Below are 24,778 nucleotides of genomic sequence, written 5' to 3' on the forward strand. Positions count from 1 at the left end.
GCCGGCATGAGGGGCAGCCGCATTCTGGCGCTGGGTTGCGGCATGGCACTGGCGGCGTCGGCTACAGCACAGGGAAACACGGCGATGCAGGCTTCCGGCAGCGCAACGCCCACTGCCACGGCGCGACCGCAGCACCCCGATGGCGCGCTACCAGAAGCCGGCACCGTCGACATCTACCTGGAGGCGGTCATCAACGGCGCATCCACCCAGACGATCGCGCGCTTCCGGCTGCATGACGGGCGGTTGTCCGCCACTGTCGACGAACTGCGCGCAATCGGCATCCGCACCGATGACTTGCGGCCCGATGCACAAGGCCTGATTGCCCTCGATGGCGTCCCCGGCCTGCGCTATGCATACGATGCGCGGACGCAGCAGGCGCAGTTCACGCTGGACGACACGCGCCGCGTGCCCAATGTCCTGAGCTTTCAGACGCAGGCGCGCGTGGCACCGACCAGCGGCACCGGCCTGCTGGTGAACTACGACGCCTACCTGCAGCCCACCACGCTGGGCGCTGCGGGCACAAGCCTGGGGCTCTTCAGCGAACAGCGGTTCTTCCACCCAGGTGGTGTCCTGGCCAACAGTGGAGTCGGGACGTTCGACGCCACCACGCACCGCTACACGCGGCTCGATACCAACTGGTCGCACTCCGATGCGGAACGGCTCACGACGCTCTCGCTGGGGGACACGGTCAGCGCGTCGCTCACCTGGAGTCGCTCGGTGCGGCTGGGCGGCATACAGTGGCGAAGCAACTTTGCGCTGCGGCCCGACCTGGTGACGTATCCGCTGCCCGTGCTCGGTGGCAGTGCAGCCGTGCCCACGGCGGTGGACCTATACGTGAACAGCGTTCGGCAATTCACGGGGCAGGTCGGCAGCGGGCCGTTTGTGCTGAACAATGCACCGGCCATCACGGGGGCGGGGCAGGCGGTCATCGTCGTCAAGGACGCGCTGGGCCGCGACGTGGTGACCTCGGTGCCGCTGTACGTCGATACGCGGCTGCTGTCTGCCGGGCTTTTCGACTACGCCATCGAGGCTGGTTTTCTGCGCAACAACTACGGCACGCGCTCGTTCGACTATGGGTCGAGCCCCGCGCTCAGCACGTCGCTGCGTTACGGCCTCACAGGCACGCTCACGCTCGAAGGCCATATGGAAGCGACACGGGGTGTCGCCAATGCCGGCGCAGGCGCGCTGATACGGCTCGGCCAGGGCGGCGTGCTGTCAGGCGCGGGTGCGTTTTCGCAAGGAGGCGGCCAGACCGGCGCACAGGGCACGCTTGGGTATCAGTACCGCACGCCTGGGCTGAATGTCGACGTACTCGGCACGCGCACGTTCGGCACCTACCAGGACTTGGCCAGCGCGGCCGGGTCGCCCTTCTTCCGCTCGCTGCTGCGCACGACCGTGTCGGTACCCGCCGGACGCTCAGGCAGCGTTGCAGCAAGCTATATCGGCGTATCGGACCCGCTGACGGGCGCGTCGCGCATTGTCTCGTGGTCATACAGCACGCAGCTCGGACGCGATTTCTCGATTGCCGCCAGCGCCTATCAGGACTTGGCCGAGCGCCGCGCACGCGGCGTGCTGATGACGATCACCATGGCGTTGGGCAGCAATACAAGCACCGCCGCCAGCGTCGGCATCGACCGGGGCCGGGCCTCGGCCACTGTCAGCGCGGTGCGCACGCCCGACTATGCGGGCGGCCTCGGCTGGCAACTGCAGGCGAACCAGAGCGCCGGCGACCGACGCTCGCTCGCGCAGTTGAACTACCGCGGCCGTTACGGTGACGCCTTTGCCGCCGCGCAGGAGATCAACGGACAAACCAGCACCGCGCTGGACCTTGCCGGCTCGCTGGTCTTCATGGACGGCACGGTGCTGCCAGGGCGCCGCATCAACGATGGCTTCGCATTGGTCTCCACCGAAGGGGTACCCAACGTGCCCGTCACCTACGAGAACCGTCTGATGGGCCGCACCAATGCCAGCGGCCACCTGCTCGTACCGGATCTGGTGTCATACGAGAACAATCATGTGGCCGTCGATCCTCTGGTGTTGCCTGTCAATGCCAAGCTCGCCACGAGCGCCGTCACCATTGCTCCGGCCGACCGCTCGGGCGTGCTGGCGCGCTTTCGCATTGAAACCTTCCGCGGCGCGCAACTGCGCCTGGTCGATGCGAAGGGGCAGCCGCTACCCGCCGGCAGCACGGCAACGCTCGAGCAGACCCAACAGCGCTACCCCATCGGTTATGACGGCCTGGCCTTCATCGATGCACTGCAGGACCAGAACACACTGCGTGTGGACGACGCGGGGCCCCCGTGCACCGTGCAATTTGCCTATCCGTCCGGCGCGGGCGCGCTGCCGACATTGGGGCCGCTGCGCTGTGTGCCTTTGACACAGGAGGCGCAGCCATGACAGCTCACAGTGCCCTGCACTGGCTACTTGCCTGCCTGGTGGCGGTTACGGTATTGCCCCCCAAGAACGCGCACGCACAAGCGTGCACGGTGGCATCAGGCACCATCAACTTCGGCAATATCAGCCCCGTGCAAGCGGGCAATACAGATGTCACCACAACGCTCACCGTCAACTGCAGCGGCTTCCTCCTGCAAGGCAGCGTCGCGCGTGCCTGCCTGAACCTGGGCCCCGGCAGCGGAGGCAGCAGCATTGCGCCGCGGGTCCTGAGCGCCGGCAGCAATCAACTGCAGTACAACCTGTACATCGACGGTGCGCACAGCGTGGTGTGGGGTGGTCGTGCGACGCCCTCCACACCGCCGGTGTCGGTTGACGTACCGCTGGGCGTGTTGGGGGCCGGCTCGGCCACGGTCACCATCTACGGCCGCATCTTGGGCGGACAAACCACCCTGCCGGCGGGCAGCTATACGCAGAACTTCTCTGGGGCCAACGCAACGGTCTATGCCCTGCCCAACCCAGGCACAACGGCGTGTTCGACCATCACGACGCACCCAACCACGTTTTCGCTCGCGGCAGGTGCGAACCTCGTCAGCGATTGCCTGATCAGCGCGACCAACCTTGACTTTGGCACGGCCGGCTTGCTGACGTCGGCCATTACCGCCAGCAGCGCCATTACGCTCAACTGCACAAACCAGGCGCCCTGGACGCTCGCGCTTTCGGCGGGGGCAGGCAACGGCGCCACAACTGCCACCCGTCTGCTTACACGCAACGGGGGCACGCAAACGGTCGGCTACAACCTCTATACGAACAGCGGGCTCACCGCCATCTGGGGCGACGGCACCGGCGGCACAGCCACCGTGACGGGAACCGGCACGGGGTTATCGCAAGTTTCGACGGTGTACGGCCGGGTGCCGGCCCAGAACACGCCGCAGGCCGGCACCTATACCGACACCATCATCGTGACGGTGACGTACTGAACAGCAATCTTCAGGATCGGCGCAACATTGACGAAAAATAAGTTGCATATCTAATTAATTGCCACTACGATGCAACTCACCATGTTCGACCACTGCCTCTACTTCAATACCACCGCACTGGCCCGCAAGCTCGACCGCGTCTGGGCAGATGCCTTCGCGCCGTTCGATCTCACGCCTCCGCAAGGCTTCATGCTCCGTGCGATCGTCGATCGCCCGGGCATGCTGCAAAGCGAGTTGTCTGAAGCGATGTCCGTCACGCGCCCCACGGCAACGCGCGCGCTGGATGGCCTCGAAGCCAAGGGGTTGATCGAACGCCGAAAGACGGAAGCCGACGGTCGCGAGACCGCCATCTTCCCGACGCCGGAAGCCGTCAAGATCGGTGCAGCGTTGAACGAGGCGAGCGGCGCCGTCACCGCAAGGTTGAAGCGCGTGCTGGGCAGTACCGAGTTCATCGATACGGTGACGAAGATCCGAGGTGTGCGCTCCACCCTGACATGAGCGTGCATTTTTTTTGACCATGTAGTTGCATTGCTAACTAATAGGAGAAACCGCCATGCCCATCCTCAACGTCAAAGTCAGTGCCCAACGCTCTGCAGAGATGACGCAGAAGATTTCCACCACGCTGCTCGAACTCACGGCTCGCATCCTGGGAAAAGACCCGAAAGTGACGGCCATCGCGATTGACTATGTGGACCCGGAAGACTGGGTCGTCGGCGGACAGACCCTGGCCGCGCAAGGCAAGAACAGCGTCTATTTCGACATCAAGGTGACGGACGAAACGAATACCAAGGCGGAGAAAGCGCAGTACATCGCCGAGGCGTTCAAGGCTTTTGCTGAGCTACTCGGCAATCTGCACGAAGAGAGCTATATCTATGTGCAGGACGTTCGCGCCGCGGCTTACGGCTACGGCGGCAAGACCCAGGAGTACCGCTACCAGCACGCGTGAATGTGCCGGCCGCGCCGCTCCCAACCCAACCAAGAACAGGTGACATCATGAACCGCATGAGCGCTTTCTTCGCGGCCAGTTGGCTGGCCGCCGCGTTGCTGTACTTTGGCCAACATTCGCTCCCGCTGACCGCGCTTTCGGGGGTGGTGTTGCTGGCGGGGTTCGATCTGCTGCGTCCGTGACGCTTCAGCGGGTGCGGTGCTGCGCACGGTATTGCAAGGGGCTGCAACCGTGGCCGGCAGAGAACGCGCGACTCAGTGCGCTGACGCTGCCGTAGCCGCATTCATCGGCAATGTGGTCGAGCGGCTGCCGGCCCGTTCGCAGCAGAAACGCCGCCAGCTCCAGACGCAGGGTCGCCACGTAACGTCGCAGGTTGCTTCCGGTGGCGGCGGCAAAGCGGCGCGTCAGGCTCCGCTCGCTCATCGCTGCCTGGGCGGCCAACTCGGCCAATGTGGGAGGCGCCGCCAGTTCCCGCTCCACAATTTCCTGGATGGCCAGCATGGCCGTATCGCCGTGGCGCTTGAACTGCGCCGTCCACACGGCCATGTGCTCGTATGACGGCAGGGACTGCGTGAGCGCCGTGCGAAGCATCCGCTGCGATGCGCCCGCCCCACGGCAGTGATCGATGACGTACGCGCAGGCGTCCACGGCGGGGTTGATCCCGCTGACTGTGATGATGCGGCCATCCACGGCCAATGGCCGATCGGGCGTGTAGTGCACGTTGGGAAAATGCCGGGCAAACCAGGCACGCTCGCTCGCCAGCCCGGTCGCTCGACAACCATCGAGCAGCCCCGCCTTTGCAAACAGCGGCGCCGCGTTCATGCCGACCACCAGGGCGCCGGCCTCATAGCGCGTGCGCAGCCAATCGGCGATGTGCGCCTCTTCCGCATCCAATGTCGCCTCCGGGGCGAACTGTGCGGGCACGATCACGACGTCGTAGGCCGCATCGGTCAGCGCGGCGGTGGCGGGCACAGGCATATCGCCAAAGCTTCGGACGGCCGCCCCGTCGGCTGACAGCACATCGATGTCGAAGAGCCGGCTGCCCATCACATCGACGCTGCGCGCCTGCATGGTGCCGGCCACCAGCAGCATCTCCTGCGTGAGAAACACGTAACCGGCAAACAGGCGCGGCGGCAGCAGAATGGCGATACGTGCCCGCGCGCGCAGACCGGGGCGTTTGGAGGCAGCTTTCGGCTGGCGCTTCATATCAAGAAGGTGGCGATCCGGATCAACCGGAATTGTCGCGGCCTTGTTGAAATACGGCAACCCATCTGCCGCCCATTCTGGAGCCGCCATGATTGCCCGCACTGTGTTCGATGCTGAACACGACACCTTCCGTGAATCCGTCCGCCGGTTCATCGACGCCGAAGTCCTGCCCCACCACGAGCGCTGGGAAGACCAGGGCTACGTCGACCGCGTCATCTGGGAGAAGGCGGCCGCCGCTGGCTACCATTGCGCCAGCATGCCGGAAGCCTACGGCGGTGCGGGCGCCGATATCCGCTACAGCACCGTGCTGATCGAAGAGATCGCCCGCGCGGGCGCCACGGGCCTGGGCTTCGGTCTGCACTCGGAAATCGTCGCGCCATATCTGCTGCACTACGGCAGCGAGGCGTTGAAGCGGCATTACCTGCCGAAGCTGGCGAGCGCCGAGATGATCGGCGCGATTGCGATGACCGAACCCGGCGCCGGCTCCGACCTGCAAGGCGTGCGCACCACCGCCACGCGCAGCAGCGACGGCAGTCACTACGTCCTCAACGGCTCGAAGATCTTCATCACCAACGGCTGGCACGCAGATGTAGTGATCGTCGTGGCGCGCACCACGCCCGAAGGCGGCGCCAAGGGCACCAGCCTCTTTGTCGTCGACACCAGCATGGAGGGCTTCAGCAAGGGCAAGCGCCTGAAGAAGGTCGGCATGAAGGCGCAGGACACCGCAGAGCTGTTCTTCGACAACGTGCGCGTGCCCGCCGGCAACCTGCTCGGCGAGGAACATCGCGGTTTTGCCTACCTGATGCAGGAGTTGCCGTGGGAGCGCCTGCAAATTGCCATCACGGCCATCGCTTCGGCCGAAGGCGCGCTTGAATGGACGCTGCGCTACGTGCGCGAGCGCCAGGCCTTTGGCAAGTCCATCCTCGATTTCCAGACCGCGCGGCACGCGCTGGCGGAACTGAAAACCGAAGTGCAGATTGGCCGTGTGTTCGTCGACCAGTGCATCGCGCTCAAGCTGGCAGGCAAGCTCGATGCCGCCACCGCATCGATGGCCAAGTACTGGACCACCGACCTGCAATTCAAGGTGATGGACCGCTGCGTGCAATTGCACGGCGGCTACGGCTACATGTGGGAATACCCCATCGCCCGCGCGTGGGCCGATTCGCGCGTGCAGCAGATCTACGGCGGCACCAACGAGATCATGAAAGAGCTGATCGCCCGCACCCTTTAACGAGCACGACCTTCAGGACGCAAAGTTATGGAAGCCTATATCTACGACGCCGTGCGCACGCCGCGCGGCAAAGGCAAGAAGGACGGCAGCCTGCACGGTGTCACGCCGCTGCGCCTGGCCGCGACCGCGCTGCGCGCCATCCGCGATCGCAACCAGCTCGACACGGCATTGGTGGACGACGTCGTGCTCGGCTGTGTGGAACCGGTGGGCGAACAAGGCGCGTGCATCGGCCGCGTGGCAGTCCTGTCGGCCGGCTATGCCGAGACGACGGCCGGCGTGCAGATCAACCGCTTCTGCGCCTCGGGCCTGGAGGCCTGCAACATGGCCGCTGCGCAGGTGATGGCCGGGCAGAGCGATTTCGCCATCGGCGGCGGCGTGGAAAGCATGTCGCGCGTGCCGATGGGCGCCAGCGGCGGCGCGTGGCCGGTCGACCCGGCGGCCGCCATCCCGCTGTACTTCGTGCCGCAAGGCGTGTCGGCCGACACCATCGCCACCAAATGGGGCTACAGCCGCCACGATGTCGATGCCTATGCCGCAGAGAGCCACCGCCGTGCGCATGCGGCCAGCACGGCCGGCTGGTTCACGGGTTCCATCGTGCCGGTGCGCGACCAGAATGGCCTGACCATCCTCGACCGCGACGAGATGATCCGCCCGCAGACCACCGTAGACACGCTCGCGCAGCTCAAACCGTCGTTTGCGGAACTGGGCGAGCAATACGGCTTTGACGCCGTGATCCGCCAGCGCTATCCGGAGCTTGAGCGCATCGAACACGTACATCACGCGGGCAACAGCTCGGGCATCGTCGATGGCGCCGCGGCCGTGCTGATCGGCAGCCGCGAGGCCGGCAAGCGCGCTGGCCTCAAGCCGCGTGCGCGCATCCGCAGCTTCGCAAGCATCGGCTCGGAGCCGTCGATCATGTTGACGGGGCCTTCGTACGCAGCCGAGAAGGCACTCAAGCGCGCCGGCATGTCTGCATCCGACATCGACCTGTACGAACTGAACGAAGCCTTCGCCTCGGTCGTGCTGCGCTTCATGGAGGTGCTGGCCGTGCCGCATGACCGCATCAACGTCAACGGCGGCGCCATTGCGATGGGCCATCCGCTCGGAGCGACGGGCGCCATGATTCTCGGCACGCTGCTCGACGAGCTGGAACGCCGTGGGGCAAGCACCGGCCTGGCCACGCTGTGCGTCGGTGCCGGCATGGGCACCGCCACCATCATCGAATGCCTTTGAGGAGCGTGCTGACATGATCGACATCACCATCGATACCGACGGCATCGCCACGCTCGCGTGGAACCAGCCGGGCCGTGCACAGAACGTGCTCAACGGCGAAACCTGCGCCGCCTTTTTTGCCGCCATCGAACGCGTGTGCGCGGATGCCAGCGTCAAGGGCATCCTCATCACCTCGGCCAAGGCGGATTTCATTGCCGGCGGCGACCTCGAATGGCTGCAGGCCAGCGACGACGCAGCCACGTTGTTCGAACGCACCTGCGACCTGCACCGCATGCTGCGCAAGCTGGAAACGTGCGGCAAACCCGTCGCCGCGGCGCTCCCCGGTTCAACCCTGGGTGGCGGGCTGGAGATTGCGCTCGCCTGCCACTATCGCGTAGCGGCCGACAACGCCCGCGCGCGCTTCGGTCTGCCCGAAGTCACGCTCGGCCTGTTGCCGGGTGGCGGCGGCACGCAGCGTCTGCCGCGCTTGATTGGTGTGCAGAAGGCGCTGCCGATGCTGCTGGAAGGCAAGCGCATCAAGGCGGCAGACGCGCTCAAGCTCGGCGTTCTCGATGCGGTCGTCAATGCGGGCGACGAGGCCGATGCCGCGCGCACGTGGCTGCTGGGCGAAGGCCACACCCGCGCGCAGCAACCGTGGGACATCAAGGGCTACAAGGTGCCCGGCGGCGGCATCGCCAGCCCCGCCGTGCAGCAGCTCTTCACCGCGGCCAACGCCATGCTGCGGCAGAAAACCTACGGCAACTATCCGGCGGCGGCCAGCATCCTGTCGTGCGTGTACGAAGGCCTGATCACCGACCTCGATACGGGCCTCAAGACCGAAGCACGCTACTTCGTGCAGGCGGTGCTGTCGCCGGAGGCGCGGGCGATGATCCGTACCCTCTTCTTCAGCCTGAACGCAGCCAACAAGCTGGCCGCGCGCCCCGCCGATGTGCCGGTGCGCCGCTACGCCAAGATCGGCGTGCTGGGCGCGGGCATGATGGGCGCCGGTATCGCTTACGTCACCGCCAAGGCGGGGCTGCCTGTCGTGCTGCTCGACACCACGCAGGAAGCCGCCGAACGCGGCAAGGACTATTCACGCAAGCTCGTCGAGAAACAGGTACAGCGTGGCCGCCTGCATGCCGAACAGGCTGAAGCGCTGCTCGCGCGCATCCATCCGACCACGTCATACGCCGACCTGGATGGCGCGGGGCTCGTCGTTGAAGCCGTGTTCGAGCAGCGCGAGATCAAGGCCGACGTGACACGCCAGGCAGAAGCCGTGCTGTCGCCCGATGCCATCTTCGCGTCCAACACGTCTACGCTGCCGATTACGGGTCTGGCCGAAGCCAGCCAGCGTCCGGGCAACTTCATCGGGCTGCATTTCTTCTCGCCGGTCGACAAGATGCCGCTGGTGGAGGTGATCGTCGCCCGGCAGACCACGCGCGCCACGCTGGCGCAAGCGCTCGATTACGTCAAGGCGATCGGCATGACGCCCATCGTCGTCAATGACAGCCGCGGCTTCTATACGAGCCGCGTGTTTTCGACCTACGTGCTGGAAGGCCTGGCGATGCTTGCCGAAGGCGTGGCGCCTGCGCTGATCGAAAACGCCGGGCTGCTGGCCGGCATGCCGGTGGGGCCGCTTGCGTTGATCGACGAGGTTTCCAGTGAACTGATCCACAAGGTCAACCAGCAGACCCGCGCGGACCTGGGCGCCGCCTACATCGAGCGCCCGGGCGAAGCCGTGGCCGAGCGCATGGTCGCGCTGGGTCGCATCGGCCGCAAGGCGGGCCGGGGCTTCTACGACTATCCGGAAGGCGGCAGGAAGGCGCTATGGACGGGTCTGGCGAACGAGTACCCCGCTGCGGCCGCGCAACCCGATGTGCAGACGCTCGTCGATCGGCTCATCACCGTGCAGGCCGTCGAAACCGCACGCTGCCTGGATGAACGCGTGGTGACCGATCCACGCGATGCCGATGTTGGCGCGCTGCTGGGCTGGGGGTTCCCGGCCTTCCGGGGCGGGCCCGTTTCGCACATCCATCGGGTGGGGGTCAGCGCATTTGTCGAACTGTGCGACCGCCTCGCTGCGCAGCACGGCCGCCGCTTTGCGCCGCCCACCCTGCTGCGCGACATGGCAGAGCAGGACGCCGCGTTTTACGAACGCTAGCCCTGCGCCGCGGCGCAGCTACCGCGCGCGGCGCAAGCGCCGGGCAGGGCGTTGCGCCGCCCAAACACCAAGCAAGGGTAAGTCCGGGCACCGCCCACCCCCGGCAAACGATTGCGCTCCAGTTCGCCTGCCTCGTCGGTCGGGTTAAGCCACATGTGGTCCGCTCCGATATAGAGTGAGAGGCACATGACATTACCGACGCCGGGCACGCCGCACGCGTGCCTAGACAACTGGACCCGCAAACGCTGGAGTGGGGATGCCTGCAGCGCAATCGAAGGGCTCTTCTGGCGGCACGACAGCTACCACGCCACCGCAAGGATGGCGGTGCGAACTGTTGTCGCCGCTCAACATCGCGGCAGTGGTGGGCTTGTTGTTCATCTGGTCGTTCACGTTCCATCAACTCACCCAGGAGCGCGAGCGGCTGACGCGCGATGCCCAGGCACGCACGCAGGTCGAAGCCCAGGCGTTTGGTGAGTATTCACTGGGCAGCGCGCGGCGCGTCTCGGAATTCCTGCTCGATCTGCGCGCGAGCTGGCTGGCCGGCCGCGAAGTGTTCGAGCAGGTCATCCATGAACGGCAGGAAGTGGTGCGCGACCTGACGTTCCAGGTGGCCGTGATCGACGAGAACGGGATGCTGCTCTATTCCAGCATCGGCCCCGTGACGGACCGCCTCGACCTGAGCCAGCGCGAGCACTTTCGCGTCCACAAGGAATCGGGCGGCCGCGATGTGCTCTTCATCAGCGACCCGGTGCAGGGGAAGGTCTCGAAGAAGTGGTCGATCCAGTTCACGCGGCCCATCCTCAAGGCCGGGCAGTTTGCCGGCGTCGTGGTCGTGTCGGTCAGCCCGGAACAGTTCGCCAGCTTTGCCAATACGCTGGCCGTGGGCAAGGACGGGGCTGCCACGATCATCCGCGAGTCAGGTCAAGTCCTGGCCCGCGTGCCCAACCCCACCGCGGGTATCGAAAAGCCGCCGCGCCGCCGCCAGTTCAATCGGCCGGGCGCGCTGGAGACGGGCAGCTACCGTGTGGTGTCGGGCACCGACGGTGTGGAGCGCATCATTGGCTATCACCATGTGCCCGAAATCGGGCTGTACTTCCTGGTGGGCGAGTCGGTCGCCTCGGTGATGGCGCCTTACGACAGCTATCGACGCACCGCCCTGGTGGAGGCAGCCGCCTCTACGTTGCTGCTCGCCCTGCTGTATTTCACGCTGCGCCACCAGGGCGCGGAGCGCAGACGGCACCTTGAAGAGATGCGCCTGGCGTCCTTGGTGTATGCGTCGAGCAGCGAAGCGATGATGGTGACCACGCTCGACGGGCAAGTGGTCGATGTGAACCCGGCCTTTACCGTCACCACGGGCTATACGGCGCAGGAATTCAAGGGCCAATCCAGCGACGCGATCCGCTCGGAATGCAATGAGGCCAGCGTGATCGACGCCATGCGCGAAGGGGTTTCGACCCGGGGCTCGTGGAGCGGCGAATACCTGATCCGCCGCAAGAATGGCAGCGAGTTCCCCGCGCTGCTCACCGTCGACACCTTTGCCGACAGCGCGCTGGGCGAGCCGCGCCGGGTTGCGCTCATCCACGACATGACGGAGAAGAAGCGTGCCGAAGAGGTCATCTGGCGGCAGGCCAACTTCGACCCGCTCACCGAGCTGCCTAACCGGCACATGTTCTACAACCGCCTGCGCCACGAGATCGCCCGGGCGCGTCAGGCATCTACACAGCTGGCGCTGCTGTTCATTGATCTGGACCGCTTCAAGGAAGTGAACGACACGCTCGGCCACGACCAGGGCGACGTCCTGCTCAAGGAGATCGCCCGGCGCATCTCGGCCATCGTTCGCGGCACCGATACGGTCGCGCGGCTGGCGGGTGACGAGTTCACCATCATCCTGCCGGACCTGCCCGATGCCGGCGCGGCCACGCCCATCATCCGCGCGCTGCTCGCACGCATTGCGGCGCCGCTGCAGCTTGGTGAGGAAAGCGTGGAAGTATCGGCCAGCATCGGCGTGGCGATGTACCCGCGCGATGCCGACAGCGCGGAATCGTTGCTCGTGCGCGCAGACCAGGCCATGTTTGCGGCGAAGAGCGCGGGGCGCAACCAATGGGCCGTCTTTACCCCGGCATTGCAGCGCGCCGAGCAGGAACGCCTGCGCGTGACCAGCGACTTGCGCGTGGCACTCACGCAGGGACAGCTTGCGGTGCACTATCAGCCGATCGTCGATCTGCTGACGGGCAAGGTGCGCAAGGCAGAGGCGCTGATCCGCTGGACGCACCCCGTGCGGGGCGAGATCGATCCGGCGGATTTCATACCGGTGGCCGAAGACAGCGGGCTCATCGTCGACATCGGCAAGTGGGTGCTGAACCAGGCGCTGGATCAGCTCACGCAATGGCACGCCACGCTCGACAACACGCTGCAGGTGTCGGTCAACAAATCGCCGCTGGAGTTCCGCGCGCACCAGTCGAGCAACGAGTCCTGGCCCAAGGTGGTGGAGCGCCGGGGGCTTGCGCCGCACAGCCTGGTCGTCGAAATTACCGAAGGCTCGTTGATGGCCGACAGCGCCGAGGTGGTCGAGCACTTGCACGAGTTCAGGCGCGCGGGTGTCGACATCGCACTCGACGATTTCGGCACCGGGTATTCGTCGCTGTCGTACCTCAAGCGCTTCGACATCGACTTCATCAAGATCGACCAGTCGTTCGTGCGCAGTCTGGCGCATGATCCGAAGGACATCGCGCTGTGCAGCGCCATCGTCAGCATGGCGCACGCGTTGCGCATCAAGGTCATAGCGGAAGGCATTGAAACCGAGGAGCAGAAGGCGATCCTGGTGGCGGCAGGTTGCGATTACGGCCAGGGCCACCTCTTCTGCCCGCCGGTGCCGCCTGCTGCGTTTGAAGCGTTTGTGCTCAACGGGCAGCTTGCAGAAACCTAGGCGGCCCCAGGGGTGCTGCGTCGGTCAATCGCCGGCCGTCACATTGGCGGTCGTCCAGCACCGCTAGATACCGCGGGCCGCGCCTGCGCGCTCGCCAATCACCGCGCGGTTCTTGCCTTCGTGCTTGGCCTGATACAGCGCGAGGTCTGCGGCTTCGATGAGCGTGGTGGTCGGAACGTCGTGCATCGGCGTCACCACCGCGCCGCCGATACTGACCGTCACGTATCCGCCCGTGGACGAATGCATGTGCGGCACCTGCAAGGCCTCGATCGCGCTGCGGATTTTTTCGGCCAGCTGCTTCAAGCCCTCGGCGCTGTTGCCGGGCAGCACAACGGCAAATTCCTCGCCGCCGAAACGCGCCGCCAGATCCCCGGGTCGGCCCAGGCATGCTTCCACCGTGCTGCCGATGCGCTTGAGCGCCTCGTCTCCCGCCACGTGGCCATACGTGTCGTTATAGAGCTTGAAGTTGTCGACATCGATCATCAGAAACGAGAGCGTCGTGCCTTCGCGTGCGCCGCGCCGCCATTCCGCGCTCAGGTATTCGTCGAGGTAGCGGCGGTTGGCCAGACCCGTCAGGCCATCGGAATTCGTCAGGCGGCGCAGCTCGAGATTGGCTTCGAGCAACTGCTGCTGCGACTGGCGCAACGCGCGGTAGGCCTCGTCGCGCTGCAGCAGGTTGACGAACGAGCGCGAGTGATAGCGGATACGTGCCAGCAGTTCGATGCGGTCCGGCAGCTTGACGAGGTAGTCGTTGGCACCGGCGGCAAACGCGGCGCTCTTGATGACCGGTTCTTCCTTGGTCGACAGCACGATGATGGGCACGTCGCGCAGCACCGGATTGGCACGGTAGTCCCGTACCAGCGTCAGGCCGTCGGTGCCCGGCATCACCAAGTCTTGCAGGATGACGGTGGGGCGGGTCTGGATGGCGGCGATCATCGCCTCGTCCGAGCGCGCACAGTAGTGGAAATCGATGCGGTCTTCACCGGCCAGGGCCTGACGAATGGCCTCTGCGACGATGGCCTGGTCATCTACCAGCAACACCATCACCGGAACATCGGCGGCCGCCGGGGTACGCAGCAGCGCGCGCGCGGCTTCCAGCGCGGCGTCCGCTGCAGGGATGGGCTTGGTTTCGTCCGGACCGTCCGGATCATCCGGCATCTCAGTTGGGTGGTTGGTCATGTGATGCTCCCCGTGTCTGGTTATGTGTGTTTGATGGCCCGTGCGTGCTTCATGCGCGCACGAGCGTGATGAGTTCGTCGGCGATGCGGCCAAGCGGCAGGATGACGCGCGCCGCATCCAGCGCGGCCGCCGCCTTGGGCATGCCGTACACCGCGCTGGTCGCCGCGTCCTGCGCGATGGTGTGATAACCCTTGGCGCGCATGGCCTTGAGGCCGATGGCGCCGTCGCGGCCCATGCCCGTAAGCAGCACGCCGATGGCGCTGCCCCGCCAGTGCTCGACCACGCTGTGGAAGAACACGTCCACCGACGGCCGATACGGCGTGCCGGCCGGCTCCGGCGTGTAGCCGAAGGTGCCGCCGGGCAGCACATGCATGTGGTCGTTGGTGGCGGCGAGCAGCACCTCGCCTGCGCGCGGCCGGTCACCTTCCGCGGCCACGCGCACCGTCAGTACCGTCTGGCCGTTCAGCCATTCGGCCATCCCGGCAGCGAAGGCCTTGTCAACGTGCTGGATCACGGCAATGCCCGCCCCAAATTCGGCCGGCAGTTTGCCCAGCACGGTCGCGAGCGCAGTGGGGCCGCCCGCAGAGGCGCCGATCGCCACCAGCGGCACCACGCAGTCACGCCCTGGCGTGCCGACACGGGGCCTTGGCGCAACAGGCTTTTCCAGCAAGCGGCCGATCTGGTCGATCTTGGTAAGCAACGGGTGGTTGGCATCGGCATCCGGGCCGCCGCCCAGCGTGGGCGTATCCACCGCGTCCAGCGCGCCGGCGCCCATTGCCTCGTACACGCGCCACGCGTTGGCCCCCACGCTGCTGGTCACCACCAGGATCGCGCACGGGTTGCGCGACGCCATGATGCGGCGGGTGGCTTCAACTCCGTCAAAGCGCGGCATGATCAGATCCATCAGCACCACGTCAGGCGGTTGCGCGGCGCAGAATTCCACCGCCTGCGCTCCGTCGGTCGCCACCCACAGCACGCGGTGCTCCGGCCTGCGCGCGATGGTGCGGCGCATGGCTTCCACCGCCAGCGGCATATCGTTGACGATGCCGATATTCATGTCCGCGCTTCTCCAATCAGGTCGCGCACTGCGTCGAGCAGTGCTTCATCGTGGAAACTGCCCTTGGCCAGGTAGTAGTCCGCGCCAGCATCCAGGCCACGGCGGCGGTCTTCTTCGCGGTCCTTGTACGACACCACCATCACCGGCAGCGCCTTGAGCGCCGCGTCGCGCTTGATCAGTGTGACCAGCTCGATGCCGTCCATGCGCGGCATGTCGATGTCGGTGACGACGAGGTCGAAGTCGGCGCCACGCAAGGCGTTCCAGCCGTCCATGCCGTCCACCGCCACGGTGACGGCATAGCCGCGTTTTTCCAGCAGCTTGCGCTCCAGCTCGCGCACTGTCAGCGAATCGTCCACCACCAGCACGTGCTTGCGCTGCTGCACGGCCACGCCCTGCGCCCGCTGCACCTTGTCGAGCTGCCCCCCGCGCACGAGCTTGTCGACCGAACGCAGCAGGTCGTCCACATCGACGATCAGCACCGCGTCGCCGTTCTCCATCAATGCACCGGCGGCGATGTCGCGCACCTTGCCAAGCCGCGCATCCAGCGGCTGCACCACCAGCATGCGTTCACCCAGAAAGCGATCGACGGCGATGCCGTAGGTTTCGGGGCCTTCGCCAATGACCACCACCGGCACGCTGTCACGCGCTTCGCCGGGCGGTTGCGTGCCGAGCAACTGATGCGCCGTCACCAAACCCACGGGACGGCCTTCGAAGCTGAAATGCTGCTGCCCTTCCAGCATGTCGATCTCGGCGCGGGCCAGCTCCAGCGTGCGCCGCACATAGGCCAGCGGAAACGCATAGGCCTCGCCGCCCACGTCCACCAACAGGCTGCGGATGACGGACAGCGTGAGCGGCAACTGCAGCATGAAGCGCGTGCCGCGCCCCGGCTCGTTGTGGATGCGAACCGTGCCGCGCACCGCCTTGACCATTTCGTGCACGGCATCGAGTCCGACGCCGCGGCCGGACACATCCGTCACCTGCTCGCGCATGGAGAAGCCCGGCAGCAGCAGGAAGTCGAGCAACTCGTGGTCCGACAGGCGGCTGGCCGTGTCTGCGTCGGACAACCCCCGCCGCACCACGGCCGCGCGCACCGCTTCCAGGTCAATGCCGGCGCCATCGTCCGCCACGGTAATCAGCAGCTTGCCGGCGCTGTGGCGCGCCTCCAGCGTAATGGAGGCCTCTGCCGGCTTGCCCTGGGCTTCACGGGCTTGCGGCGTTTCCACGCCGTGGTCAACGGCGTTGCGCAACAGGTGGCCCAGCGGGGCATCGAGCATGTCGAGAATGTCGCGGTCAACCTGCGTGGCCTCGCCGACGATGTTGAAGCGCACCCGCTTGCCCAGCGAGCGGGCCAGGTCGCGCACCACGCGCGGATAGGCGTGCGTGGCATCCCCGAAGGGACGCATGCGGCATTGCAGCGCCTCGTCGTACAACTGCTGCGCAAGGTGCGTGCTGCGCCGGTCGAAGCGATCAAGATCGTCGATGTGCTCACCCAACGTCTGCTGCATGTGGCCGAACATCTGACGCACGTCGTTGAGTGCGGCATGCATGTCGGCGTCCGCATGGCGGTCGAGCCGTTCGACCAGCGTCTCGTAGAGCGCGTCCAGCGCCAGCGCGGCGGCACGGTGGCTGCGTTTGACGCGCAGCATGGATTCACCGAACGGCTTGAGCCAGCGGGATTCCACCAGCGATTCGCCCGACAGGCTGAGCAGGCGGTCGAGGTTGTCGGCACGCACACGCAGCATGCGGTGCGGGTCGCGCGTGGTGCCGATGGACGCACGGTTCTGTGCGGGTGCCGACGGCTCGGGCGCTCGTGCCGGTGACGCCGGTGACGCCGGTGGTCCCGGGGGAGCTGACAAGGCCGCCACTTCAGCGTTCAGCAGCGCCATCGCGGCTTTCATCGTGGCGTCTTCGGCGGCCGGTTCAGCGTCGGCAAACGTTGTAGCCGCAGGCGCAAGCGCAGCCGCAGCGCCCTCGGGCGCGGAGAATGCGGCCAGCACGGCATCCACTTCGGCGCGCGGAACCTGCCCGGCGGTGCCGGGTTGACCGACGCGCAGCAACAGATCCGTGCCGCGCAACAACACATCGACATGCGCGGCGGTCAGCACGAGCGTGGCGCGCTGTGCTGCAACGAACCACTCCTCCATGCGGTGCGCAACGTCCACACCGTCCTGCAGGCCAACGATGCGCGCGGCACCCTTGAGTGAATGCGCGGCACGCATGCAGGCTTCCAGCGCCGCGGCATCGGCAGGGGCACGCTCCAGTGTCAGCAGGCCGGTGGAGAGCACGCGCGCCTGCGTCTGCGCCTCTTCATGAAACAGCGCCAGCAGCGATTGGCGGCCCAGATCGTCATCCATGCTCATCGCAGGCTCCGGGCAATCGAGTCGAACACGCGATCGGTGTCGAGCAGACCAATGGTGACATCGCGCCATGCCAGCACGCCGCGCGCGTGCGCCGTGGTCGCGTGCGTGAGTGTGGACGGCACCGGCAGCAGCGCGGTGGCCGGAAAGCGCAGCACGCCTTCCACCTCGTCCACGGGAAAAACGGCAGGTTCATCGTGGTGCGCTGCCACGAGCAGCCGCGCATAGCCATTGCGCCCGGCGTACTTGCTGCCCGTGCGGTCCAGGCCCAGCAGCTCGCCCAGCGACACCGCCACCGTCAGCGCCCCGCGAATGTTGACCAGCCCCAGCACCACCCGGTTACGCCGATGCGGCAGGGTGTGGATAGCGCGCGGCGTATCGATCTGCCGAAGCGCGGCGGCCGGCAGCGCGAGCCATTCGTCGGCGATGCGGAAAACGAGCACGGCCAGCTCCGCACTGGCGTGCTCCAGCGCCCGCAGCGGCACGGCCGTACGATGCGCCTGCGCGGCGGCTTCCAGGTCGGCATCGCTTAGCGCGCGATCGAGCAGCGCAGCCGCCCCCTCTTCGAAGACGGGGCAATTCAGGCAGCGCGAATACGTGGTCAGGCGCGGACAGGATTGATCGCCGCGCGTGCCGATGCGGTTCCAGCAGTCATCAACGAGCGTGGTAACGCCCGCGTGGTCATGGACGGCGTGCGCCATGCGTTCCTCGTGTGTGCTCCGGTGTTTCGGATTCGGATGATGCGGATGGCCTCTTGCCCTGGCGTGCCAGCGCGCGCTCCGCACGCAGCATGAGCTGGCGTGCGGCCACGTTGTCGCCCGCCACGTCGAGCAGCGCGGCAAGATGCGTCAGCGCTTCATAGTGTGCGGGTTCCAGGTACAGCGCCTTGCGGTAAAAATCGCCGGCATCGGCATGACGGCCGCGCGCATCGGCAATCAGGCCGAGCAGGTAGAAGGTGTCGGCTTCAGGCGCGCGCAGGTTGGCGATCTCCAGCGCCACGCGCTCGGCCTCGTCCAGATTGCCGGCGTCGGCCAGTCGCCGCGCTTGTGCCACCGTGGGCGGCTCACCGAGCACGGCCTCAATCTCGGGAATGGTGGGCAGCAACGGGCGAGCGGCGAGGCCCAAGGGCGCCGGGTTGGGTCTGGAGGGGGCCGGCACACGCGCCGCCACTGGCCGCACCGGCACCGACGGCAAAGCCACGCCGGGCAGACCGACCGCAGCGGAAACCGGCTCGGGCGGCAGCGGCAAACGGAACGGCAACGGTGCCCGCGCCCCCGTCTCGGTTGCGGCGGTGCGTTGAAATGCAAACGCCAGCGGGATCCGCGCTGACGTCATGGCATGGCGCATCATCAGGCCGGTTTCAGCGGGGCCGACGAAGATCATGCCGTCTTCCGCCAGTTGTGAATCGAGCCGCCGGATCGCCTGGTCCTGTGCATCACGGTGGAAATAGATCAGCACGTTGCGGCAGAAGATGAAGTCGTAGCGCGTGTCATCGGCCGGCGCGTCCGATAGGTTGCCTTGCGCGAAGCGCACCAGCCCGCGCACGGTATCACTCAACTGCCAGCTGCCGTCGCTGCCGGTGAAATGCCGGTCGCGGAAGGTGAGCGGATGGCCCCGGAACGCATTGCGCCCGTAAACGGCACGCCTTGCCTGTTCAATGGCGCGTGCGCTGATGTCGATGGCGTCGATGGTGAAGCGTGCGGGGTCGATGCCGGCATCGAGCAAGGCCATTGCCGCGGAATACGGCTCTTCGCCGGTCGAGCACGGCGCACTCAGGATGCGCAGTACGCGCATCGGCTCGCGCGCGACTTTTTCGCCCACCACACGGGCAAGCGTGACGAAAGCCTCCCGGTCTCGGAAGAACCACGTTTCGGGCACCACCAACGCCTCGATCAGGGCCTGCCGTTCGTCGGGCGCGGTGTTCAGGCGCAGCCAGTACGCGTCGAGCGCCGCCGCGTCCACCGTGTCGCGCATGCCGCGCGCGGCGAGCATTGCACGCGTGCGGTCGAGCACAGCACGCTCCAGGGTGTTCGTGCCGAGCGACGGCGCGTCAATGCCGGTCTCATGCGAGAGCCAGGCTTCAAAGCGGGGGTCGACGGCCACCATGATGTTCAGCCAACGGCTGCCGGAAACAGCAGCGCACGCACGTGCGCGTCCAGCATCGCCTCGGTATCCACGCGCTGAACGAGACCGTCGTCCAGGCTGGCCACGGGGCCCAGCCAGCGGGCATCGGGCGTGGCGACACCGCTGCCGGCAAAGCTGGCATCGTCGATACGTCGGGTGTGCGTGGCGTGCTCCAGCACCAGGCCCAGCAGTGGTGCGTCGTCACCGCGGATGCCGGCTTCATAGCGCACCAGCACCAGACGCGTGGAGCGCAGCGGCCGCGCCGGACGGCCCAGGGCAAGCTGGGGCACGTCGATCACCGGCACCGGAGCGCCATGCCGTTCGATCACGCCGGCCACCCACGCTGGCGTACCCGGAATCGACTTGGTGGCAGCCAGTGGCAGCACTTCAGCAATCTGCGCCACGTTCAGCGCATAGCGGTCGCCATCGAGTTGGAACAGGAGGTAAAGCATGGCGATTCTCGCTACGGCAAAAACACCTCAATGCGGATGCGCTGCAGATCAGGCTTCGATCTTGAAGCGGGACACGCCGGTACGAAGCTGGTTGGCCACCAGCGTCAGGTCATCAATCGCCTGCGACGACTGGCGCAGCGACTCCGCCGTCTGCTGCGCAGCTTCGGACAACTGCGACAGCGCCTGTGTGATCTGCTCGGCGCCGGTGGCCTGCGTCTGCATGCCCTCGTTCACCATCTGGAAGCGCGGCGCCAGCGTCTGCACTTCGGTAATGATCTGCGAGAGCTGCGTGCCGACCTGCTGCACATCGCGCATGCCGCGTCGCACCTCTTCCGAGAACTTGTCCATGCCCATCACGCCGGCGGACACGGCCGATTGGATTTCCTTGACCGTCTGCTCGATGTCGTAGGTGGCCACCGCCGTCTGGTCGGCCAGCCGGCGGATTTCCGTGGCGACCACCGCGAAGCCGCGGCCGTACTCGCCGGCTTTCTCCGCCTCGATGGCTGCGTTGAGCGACAGCAGGTTGGTCTGGTCAGCCACCTTGGTGATGGTGGACACCACCTGGTTGATGTTGGTCGCCTTCTCGTTGAGGATCGCGAGCTTGGCGTTGACTGAACCCGCGGCTTCCATCACGCCGCGCATGGTGTCTTCCATGCGGGTCAGGCCGCTCTGGCTGGCGCCGGCCAGGGTGGCAGATTGCTCCGCCACGCTCGACACTTCGTTCATCGTGCGCAGCAGGTCGCGGGAGGTGGCAAAGATCTCGCGCGACGTTGCGCCAATCTCGGTGGTAGTGGCGGCCGTCTCGGCAGCGGTGGCCTGCTGCTCCTTGGAGGTGGCGGCAATCTCCGCCACGGACGTCGTCACCTGAAGGGACGACTTCTGCGCCTGCGAGACCAGGCTCGCCAGCTCTTCGGCCATGCGGTTGAAACCTTCTTCCAGCGTGCCGAATTCATCGTTGCGGCGCAGGTCCAGCCGGCCCGCCAGGTTACCGGTGCGCATGTCGTCGTGCGCATCCACCACCCGCGCCATCGGCACCGTGATCGCCTTGAACAGCGCATAGCCCAACACCAGTGCGGCCAGCAGCACCACGCCCAGCGCCACGGCCAGCGTGATCTCGGTGCTTTGTACAGACGCACGAATCTGGCGGGCCGACTCGTCGGCTACCGCCCGGTTGTCGGCGACCAGCTTGTCGGCCAGCGCCGTGGCCTCTTCCCAGACCGGCACGGCGCGCCGGGCGATGGCCTGCGCTGCCGGCTTGGAGGTGCGGGCGAGCTGCATGGCCTCGTTGAACATCGGCAGGTACTGGTCGACGACTGCCCGGTAAGCGCGGAAGCGCTGACGGTCGTCCTCGCGGTAGATGGTGCTTTCGTAGTCGGCCGAGTGCTTGTCGAGGTCACGCACGAGCTGTGCGGCGCGCTCCAAATCGCGATTGGCAAGCTCGGGGTCGACATCCACAAACAGCGCGCGCTCCAGGGTCGCGTGGCTGTTGCGCGTGGTCGCCCGCAGCGAGGTCGACAGATACAGCCCCGGCACGGAGTCGCGCTCGAGGCTCAGGGCTTCCTGGTCGATGGCGCGCAGGCGGTTGTAGGAAACGACCGCCATGATCACCATCAGCACGAACAGCACGCCGAAGCTGAGGACGATGCGGTTGCCAAGGGAGAACCGGCCGCCGCGAAGCATGCCTGACAGGGTTGCGTTGCTGATGCGGGGCGTCGCAGAGACCATGTTTGAAACCTACAAGAAGCCAAAAAAGAAGACAGCGGCGAAAAAGCCGTGCGAGCGGCGCACAGCCGCCACACAGCACTGTTTGGAATGGTAAAGGAACGTATCGGTCACCGGAACCGAAACCTTCGGGATTTGGCGCCAATACGAGGGTAAGCCCGTGCCTGGTCAACATCAAAGCGCGGCCCGTTGGGCACCCGCACGCACACGAAAGCTGCCGGTGCCCAGCCTCAACCGCCGCGCAGGGCCCGCGCAAACGCTTGCGCCACGTCCGCAGACGCATCGGTGATGGCCCAATAGCCCATGCCGGCGTTGCGCCAGACGACAAGCTGGTAGCCGCGTTCGGTACGCACCGCCGGCTCGGTATCGCTGCCTGCCTCGGGGCGTACGTACAAATCGACAGGATGCTGCGACGAGCGGTAGACCAGCACCGCAACCGGACGCCCATCGATGTAATCCAACCGACCGCCGACCAGCGGGAAACCGCGCGCGGCAAGGTCGGCAACGGGCGGCGCATAGTCGATACGGCCGTTGAACCACGGCTTGACCGTATGACGATCCGATGACAGGACGTCAGTCTCCCGCGCCCCCAGCAGCGCGCGAACATGGCTGGCCGTGATGTCGTGCGCGGTGAGCGCCGCCGTATCGGGCCGCCCCACGAACACGCCCACCCCAAGCGCCACCGCCGCCAGCGCGCCTGCTGCCAGACCGAGGCCACGCGATGGCGTGATCAGCCAGTTCATAAGCCGCTGCCATGGCGATTGCGCCTGGCGCGGCGCGCGCGTGGCAGCCGAAATCGGATCCGGCCGCATGCCGGCCTCCATCTGCACGGCACGCATCACCCGCTCGCTCAAACCCGCCGGCGCCTTCATGTACAGCCCCGGCGCACGCAGCCCCTGGCGCAGGGCCCGCACCACGCCATCGTGATTCGCCGCGATGTCGGTGCAGGCGGCGCACGAGCCCAGATGCGCTTCCATGTGCAGGCTGTCCGCCGCACCGAGTTCGCCATCGGCGCGGGCAGCCAGCAGCGCGCGGATGTCGTCACAGTTCATGGCGGGCCTCCTTGGTGCTGTTTCCCATACCACCCGATGCCCGGATGGGTGTCACATTGGTGCGCGGTGGCGCGTTGTCTTCCGTCAATAAACGTGCAAGCTGCTGCCGCGCACGTGCCAGGCGCGACATGACCGTGCCGATGGGCACGTCGACCACAGCGGCAATGTCGCGGTACGGCAGGTCTTCCAGCTCGCGCAGCACAAGTACCTCGCGATACGGCACGGGCAACTGCGCCAGTGCGGCATGCACGCGGCGCACGTCGTCGATGCGGGCGAGCAGCGCCGCGGGGTCGACGCCATAGCTGGCGCTGTCGTCGTTCGCCTGGCCGGCGGCCGCGTCGTCATCCCACGGCTGGGCGGGCGCCTGCTTGCGGCGCGCGCATTCCGAGAACCACGTGTTGCGCACGATGGCCAGCAGCCACGGGCGGCCGTCCCCGCCGCGAAAACCGCCGAACAGCCGGAATGCGCGCAGGCAGGCTTCCTGGACGATGTCATCGGCATCTTGCCCGTCACCAGAAAGCCAGCGCGCCAGGTTGTACGCGGCATCGACATGCGGCAACACCGCCTGCGCAAAGCGCTGGGCGTCCGTGGGCAGATCGAACGTCGGGTCTGGCAGGTCGTGCATGGCGGCCTGGAGGCGGTGGGCCTCCGTATACCTGTGTGCAATCCAGTTTATTCCCGCGCCAAAATAATTTTGTGAAAACGCGAATCTCGTGGAATACGCGAGCGCCCCGGCCGGTATGACAGGCAGGACCGGCCCGTCCTTCTTCGCCCTCGCGCTGGACGGCCACTCAACTCAGTCATCGATTGCAGGGGACCCTCATGAGCAAGCAACCCGGACGACGCCAGTTCCTGCAACTGGCCGCGGTCGGCGGTCTGGTGTACGCATCCGGCCTGCCCGGCTGGCAGGCAATGGCGGCCACCACGCGCGCCGCCGGCGCCAAGCCAGACGATTTCTACTTCGTGCAGTTATCCGACACCCACTGGGGCTTCAAGGGCGCGCCCAATCCGGATTCGCAGGGAACGCTGCCCAAGGCGATTGCGGCGGTGAATGCGCTATCGCCCGCGCCGGACTTTGTCATCTTTACCGGCGACCTGAGCCACATCAGCGACGACCCTGCCGAGCGCCGCAGGCGCCTGGCCGAGTTTCGCGACATTGCCGCCAAGATCAAGGTGCCGGTGGTGCACTACATGCCCGGCGAACACGATGCCTCGCTCGACAACGGCGAGGCGTATATCGAACTCTTCGGCCGCACGCACTACGCGTTCGATCACAAGGGCGTGCACTTCATCGCCATCGACAACGTGTCGGACCCGTCCGCGCGCGTGGGCGACGCGCAACTCGCGTGGCTGGCGGCAGATGTGCGCTCCGTGCCGGAGCACACGCCCATCGTCGTGTTCACGCATCGACCGCTGTTCGATCTGTACCCGCAGTGGGATTGGGCCACGCGTGACGGCCAGCAGGTCATCGACTTGCTGATGCCGCACCCCAACGTGACGGTGTTCTATGGCCACATCCATCAGGAACATCACCACATGACCGGGCATATCGCGCACCACTCCGCGCGCTCGTTGATGTTCCCGCTGCCCGCACCCCCCGCGCCGGGCTCGCAGGCCAAACGCAACCCAATTCCGTGGGATGCCGCCGCGCCGTATCGCGGCCTGGGCTGGCGCAGCATCACCGGGCACGGCAAGCAGGACGCCGCCACCTGGGCGCTGGCCGAGCAGCCGATCCAACCAAACAGCGAAGCCACCGCCGCCAAGACCCCGGAGACCACCTGA

Annotated in this window: 20 protein-coding genes; 10 read left to right on the forward strand and 10 right to left on the reverse strand. The window is 66.5% G+C overall.

The features are described 5' to 3' along the window. Positions 1-6 precede the first annotated feature (6 nt). The 5 genes from N5B55_RS23435 (at position 7) to N5B55_RS23455 (ending at position 4,499) form a co-directional block, all read left to right on the forward strand. Complete coding sequence (locus tag N5B55_RS23435) at positions 7-2,397, forward strand: fimbria/pilus outer membrane usher protein (RefSeq protein WP_304540404.1); 2,391 nt, start codon at positions 7-9, stop codon at positions 2,395-2,397. Then, complete coding sequence (locus tag N5B55_RS23440; RefSeq protein ID WP_065859289.1) at positions 2,394-3,371, forward strand: Csu type fimbrial protein; 978 nt, start codon at positions 2,394-2,396, stop codon at positions 3,369-3,371. Before N5B55_RS23435 ends, N5B55_RS23440 begins: the two co-directional genes overlap by 4 nt. A gap of 81 nt (positions 3,372-3,452) precedes the next feature. Next, positions 3,453-3,869: a MarR family winged helix-turn-helix transcriptional regulator gene (locus tag N5B55_RS23445; RefSeq protein ID WP_304541829.1), complete on the forward strand. Its 417-nt coding sequence runs from the start codon at positions 3,453-3,455 to the stop codon at positions 3,867-3,869. A gap of 55 nt (positions 3,870-3,924) precedes the next feature. After that, entirely contained in the window at positions 3,925-4,317 is a 393-nt protein-coding gene (locus N5B55_RS23450; RefSeq protein WP_304540408.1) for a tautomerase family protein, read from the forward strand. A gap of 47 nt (positions 4,318-4,364) precedes the next feature. After that, positions 4,365-4,499 (forward strand): hypothetical protein, encoded by a 135-nt coding sequence (locus N5B55_RS23455; RefSeq protein WP_004632518.1) that lies wholly within the window; start codon positions 4,365-4,367, stop codon positions 4,497-4,499. 4 nt (positions 4,500-4,503) lie between these two features. Here the strand turns inward: N5B55_RS23455 and N5B55_RS23460 are convergent, their stop codons facing one another. Further along, positions 4,504-5,523 carry a GlxA family transcriptional regulator gene (locus tag N5B55_RS23460; protein WP_009240156.1) on the reverse strand — a complete coding sequence of 340 codons (1,020 nt, stop codon included), beginning with the start codon at positions 5,521-5,523 and terminating at the stop codon, positions 4,504-4,506. Between the two features lie 88 nt (positions 5,524-5,611). Between N5B55_RS23460 and N5B55_RS23465 the strand changes: the two genes are divergently transcribed. From N5B55_RS23465 to N5B55_RS23480, 4 genes are all read left to right on the forward strand, one after another. Then, positions 5,612-6,754 carry an acyl-CoA dehydrogenase family protein gene (locus tag N5B55_RS23465; protein ID WP_304540412.1) on the forward strand — a complete coding sequence of 381 codons (1,143 nt, stop codon included), beginning with the start codon at positions 5,612-5,614 and terminating at the stop codon, positions 6,752-6,754. Positions 6,755-6,781: 27 nt separating this feature from the next. Further along, the gene (locus N5B55_RS23470) at positions 6,782-7,987 is read left to right on the forward strand and encodes an acetyl-CoA C-acetyltransferase (protein WP_304540414.1); all 1,206 of its coding nucleotides are present in this window, start codon (positions 6,782-6,784) and stop codon (positions 7,985-7,987) included. 13 nt (positions 7,988-8,000) lie between these two features. Beyond that, positions 8,001-10,127: a 3-hydroxyacyl-CoA dehydrogenase NAD-binding domain-containing protein gene (locus N5B55_RS23475; RefSeq protein ID WP_304540417.1), complete on the forward strand. Its 2,127-nt coding sequence runs from the start codon at positions 8,001-8,003 to the stop codon at positions 10,125-10,127. Between the two features lie 256 nt (positions 10,128-10,383). Continuing rightward, complete coding sequence (locus tag N5B55_RS23480; protein ID WP_304540419.1) at positions 10,384-13,053, forward strand: bifunctional diguanylate cyclase/phosphodiesterase; 2,670 nt, start codon at positions 10,384-10,386, stop codon at positions 13,051-13,053. Between the two features lie 63 nt (positions 13,054-13,116). Here the strand turns inward: N5B55_RS23480 and N5B55_RS23485 are convergent, their stop codons facing one another. The 9 genes from N5B55_RS23485 to N5B55_RS23525 all read right to left on the reverse strand — a co-directional run bounded on the left by N5B55_RS23485 (position 13,117) and on the right by N5B55_RS23525 (position 23,621). Then, positions 13,117-14,232, reverse strand: a complete 1,116-nt coding sequence (locus N5B55_RS23485) for a diguanylate cyclase domain-containing protein (protein ID WP_304540421.1) — start codon at positions 14,230-14,232, stop codon at positions 13,117-13,119. 49 nt (positions 14,233-14,281) lie between these two features. After that, positions 14,282-15,289, reverse strand: a complete 1,008-nt coding sequence (locus tag N5B55_RS23490; RefSeq protein ID WP_103518645.1) for a chemotaxis response regulator protein-glutamate methylesterase — start codon at positions 15,287-15,289, stop codon at positions 14,282-14,284. Then, the gene (locus tag N5B55_RS23495) at positions 15,286-17,649 is read right to left on the reverse strand and encodes a hybrid sensor histidine kinase/response regulator (protein ID WP_304540424.1); all 2,364 of its coding nucleotides are present in this window, start codon (positions 17,647-17,649) and stop codon (positions 15,286-15,288) included. Before N5B55_RS23495 ends, N5B55_RS23490 begins: the two co-directional genes overlap by 4 nt. Continuing rightward, positions 17,646-18,347, reverse strand: coding sequence for a chemotaxis protein CheW (locus tag N5B55_RS23500; RefSeq protein WP_304540426.1), 702 nt, complete (start codon positions 18,345-18,347; stop codon positions 17,646-17,648). The genes N5B55_RS23495 and N5B55_RS23500 overlap by 4 nt, the downstream gene beginning before the upstream one ends. After that, a complete protein-coding gene (locus N5B55_RS23505; RefSeq protein WP_304540428.1) occupies positions 18,328-19,752 on the reverse strand; it encodes a CheR family methyltransferase in 1,425 nt (474 codons plus the stop codon). Before N5B55_RS23505 ends, N5B55_RS23500 begins: the two co-directional genes overlap by 20 nt. Positions 19,753-19,757: 5 nt before the next feature. Then, positions 19,758-20,222: a chemotaxis protein CheW gene (locus N5B55_RS23510; RefSeq protein ID WP_065859311.1), complete on the reverse strand. Its 465-nt coding sequence runs from the start codon at positions 20,220-20,222 to the stop codon at positions 19,758-19,760. Between the two features lie 48 nt (positions 20,223-20,270). After that, entirely contained in the window at positions 20,271-21,947 is a 1,677-nt protein-coding gene (locus tag N5B55_RS23515; protein ID WP_065859313.1) for a methyl-accepting chemotaxis protein, read from the reverse strand. A 227-nt stretch (positions 21,948-22,174) separates the two neighbouring features. Continuing rightward, the gene (locus tag N5B55_RS23520; RefSeq protein WP_009240168.1) at positions 22,175-22,996 is read right to left on the reverse strand and encodes an anti-sigma factor family protein; all 822 of its coding nucleotides are present in this window, start codon (positions 22,994-22,996) and stop codon (positions 22,175-22,177) included. Continuing rightward, positions 22,986-23,621, reverse strand: coding sequence for an RNA polymerase sigma factor (locus N5B55_RS23525; RefSeq protein WP_009240169.1), 636 nt, complete (start codon positions 23,619-23,621; stop codon positions 22,986-22,988). The genes N5B55_RS23520 and N5B55_RS23525 overlap by 11 nt, the downstream gene beginning before the upstream one ends. Before the next feature lie 197 nt (positions 23,622-23,818). On the opposite strand from N5B55_RS23525, the gene N5B55_RS23530 reads away from it, so the two are divergent. Continuing rightward, the gene (locus tag N5B55_RS23530; RefSeq protein ID WP_304540434.1) at positions 23,819-24,778 is read left to right on the forward strand and encodes a metallophosphoesterase family protein; all 960 of its coding nucleotides are present in this window, start codon (positions 23,819-23,821) and stop codon (positions 24,776-24,778) included.

Source organism: Ralstonia pickettii (assembly GCF_030582395.1).
Lineage (GTDB): Bacteria > Pseudomonadota > Gammaproteobacteria > Burkholderiales > Burkholderiaceae > Ralstonia > Ralstonia pickettii_D.

Bases quoted from the DNA above. Each gene is read 5' to 3' on its own strand.
- N5B55_RS23435 (WP_304540404.1), top strand. From the start codon at position 7: ATGAGGGGCAGCCGCATTCTGGCGCTGGGTTGCGGCATGGCACTGGCG.
- N5B55_RS23440 (WP_065859289.1), top strand. From the start codon at position 2,394: ATGACAGCTCACAGTGCCCTGCACTGGCTACTTGCCTGCCTGGTGGCG.
- N5B55_RS23445 (WP_304541829.1), top strand. From the start codon at position 3,453: ATGTTCGACCACTGCCTCTACTTCAATACCACCGCACTGGCCCGCAAG.
- N5B55_RS23450 (WP_304540408.1), top strand. From the start codon at position 3,925: ATGCCCATCCTCAACGTCAAAGTCAGTGCCCAACGCTCTGCAGAGATG.
- N5B55_RS23455 (WP_004632518.1), top strand. From the start codon at position 4,365: ATGAACCGCATGAGCGCTTTCTTCGCGGCCAGTTGGCTGGCCGCCGCG.
- N5B55_RS23460 (WP_009240156.1), bottom strand. From the start codon at position 5,523: ATGAAGCGCCAGCCGAAAGCTGCCTCCAAACGCCCCGGTCTGCGCGCG.
- N5B55_RS23465 (WP_304540412.1), top strand. From the start codon at position 5,612: ATGATTGCCCGCACTGTGTTCGATGCTGAACACGACACCTTCCGTGAA.
- N5B55_RS23470 (WP_304540414.1), top strand. From the start codon at position 6,782: ATGGAAGCCTATATCTACGACGCCGTGCGCACGCCGCGCGGCAAAGGC.
- N5B55_RS23475 (WP_304540417.1), top strand. From the start codon at position 8,001: ATGATCGACATCACCATCGATACCGACGGCATCGCCACGCTCGCGTGG.
- N5B55_RS23480 (WP_304540419.1), top strand. From the start codon at position 10,384: ATGCCTGCAGCGCAATCGAAGGGCTCTTCTGGCGGCACGACAGCTACC.
- N5B55_RS23485 (WP_304540421.1), bottom strand. From the start codon at position 14,232: ATGACCAACCACCCAACTGAGATGCCGGATGATCCGGACGGTCCGGAC.
- N5B55_RS23490 (WP_103518645.1), bottom strand. From the start codon at position 15,289: ATGAATATCGGCATCGTCAACGATATGCCGCTGGCGGTGGAAGCCATG.
- N5B55_RS23495 (WP_304540424.1), bottom strand. From the start codon at position 17,649: ATGAGCATGGATGACGATCTGGGCCGCCAATCGCTGCTGGCGCTGTTT.
- N5B55_RS23500 (WP_304540426.1), bottom strand. From the start codon at position 18,347: ATGGCGCACGCCGTCCATGACCACGCGGGCGTTACCACGCTCGTTGAT.
- N5B55_RS23505 (WP_304540428.1), bottom strand. From the start codon at position 19,752: ATGGTGGCCGTCGACCCCCGCTTTGAAGCCTGGCTCTCGCATGAGACC.
- N5B55_RS23510 (WP_065859311.1), bottom strand. From the start codon at position 20,222: ATGCTTTACCTCCTGTTCCAACTCGATGGCGACCGCTATGCGCTGAAC.
- N5B55_RS23515 (WP_065859313.1), bottom strand. From the start codon at position 21,947: ATGGTCTCTGCGACGCCCCGCATCAGCAACGCAACCCTGTCAGGCATG.
- N5B55_RS23520 (WP_009240168.1), bottom strand. From the start codon at position 22,996: ATGAACTGTGACGACATCCGCGCGCTGCTGGCTGCCCGCGCCGATGGC.
- N5B55_RS23525 (WP_009240169.1), bottom strand. From the start codon at position 23,621: ATGCACGACCTGCCAGACCCGACGTTCGATCTGCCCACGGACGCCCAG.
- N5B55_RS23530 (WP_304540434.1), top strand. From the start codon at position 23,819: ATGAGCAAGCAACCCGGACGACGCCAGTTCCTGCAACTGGCCGCGGTC.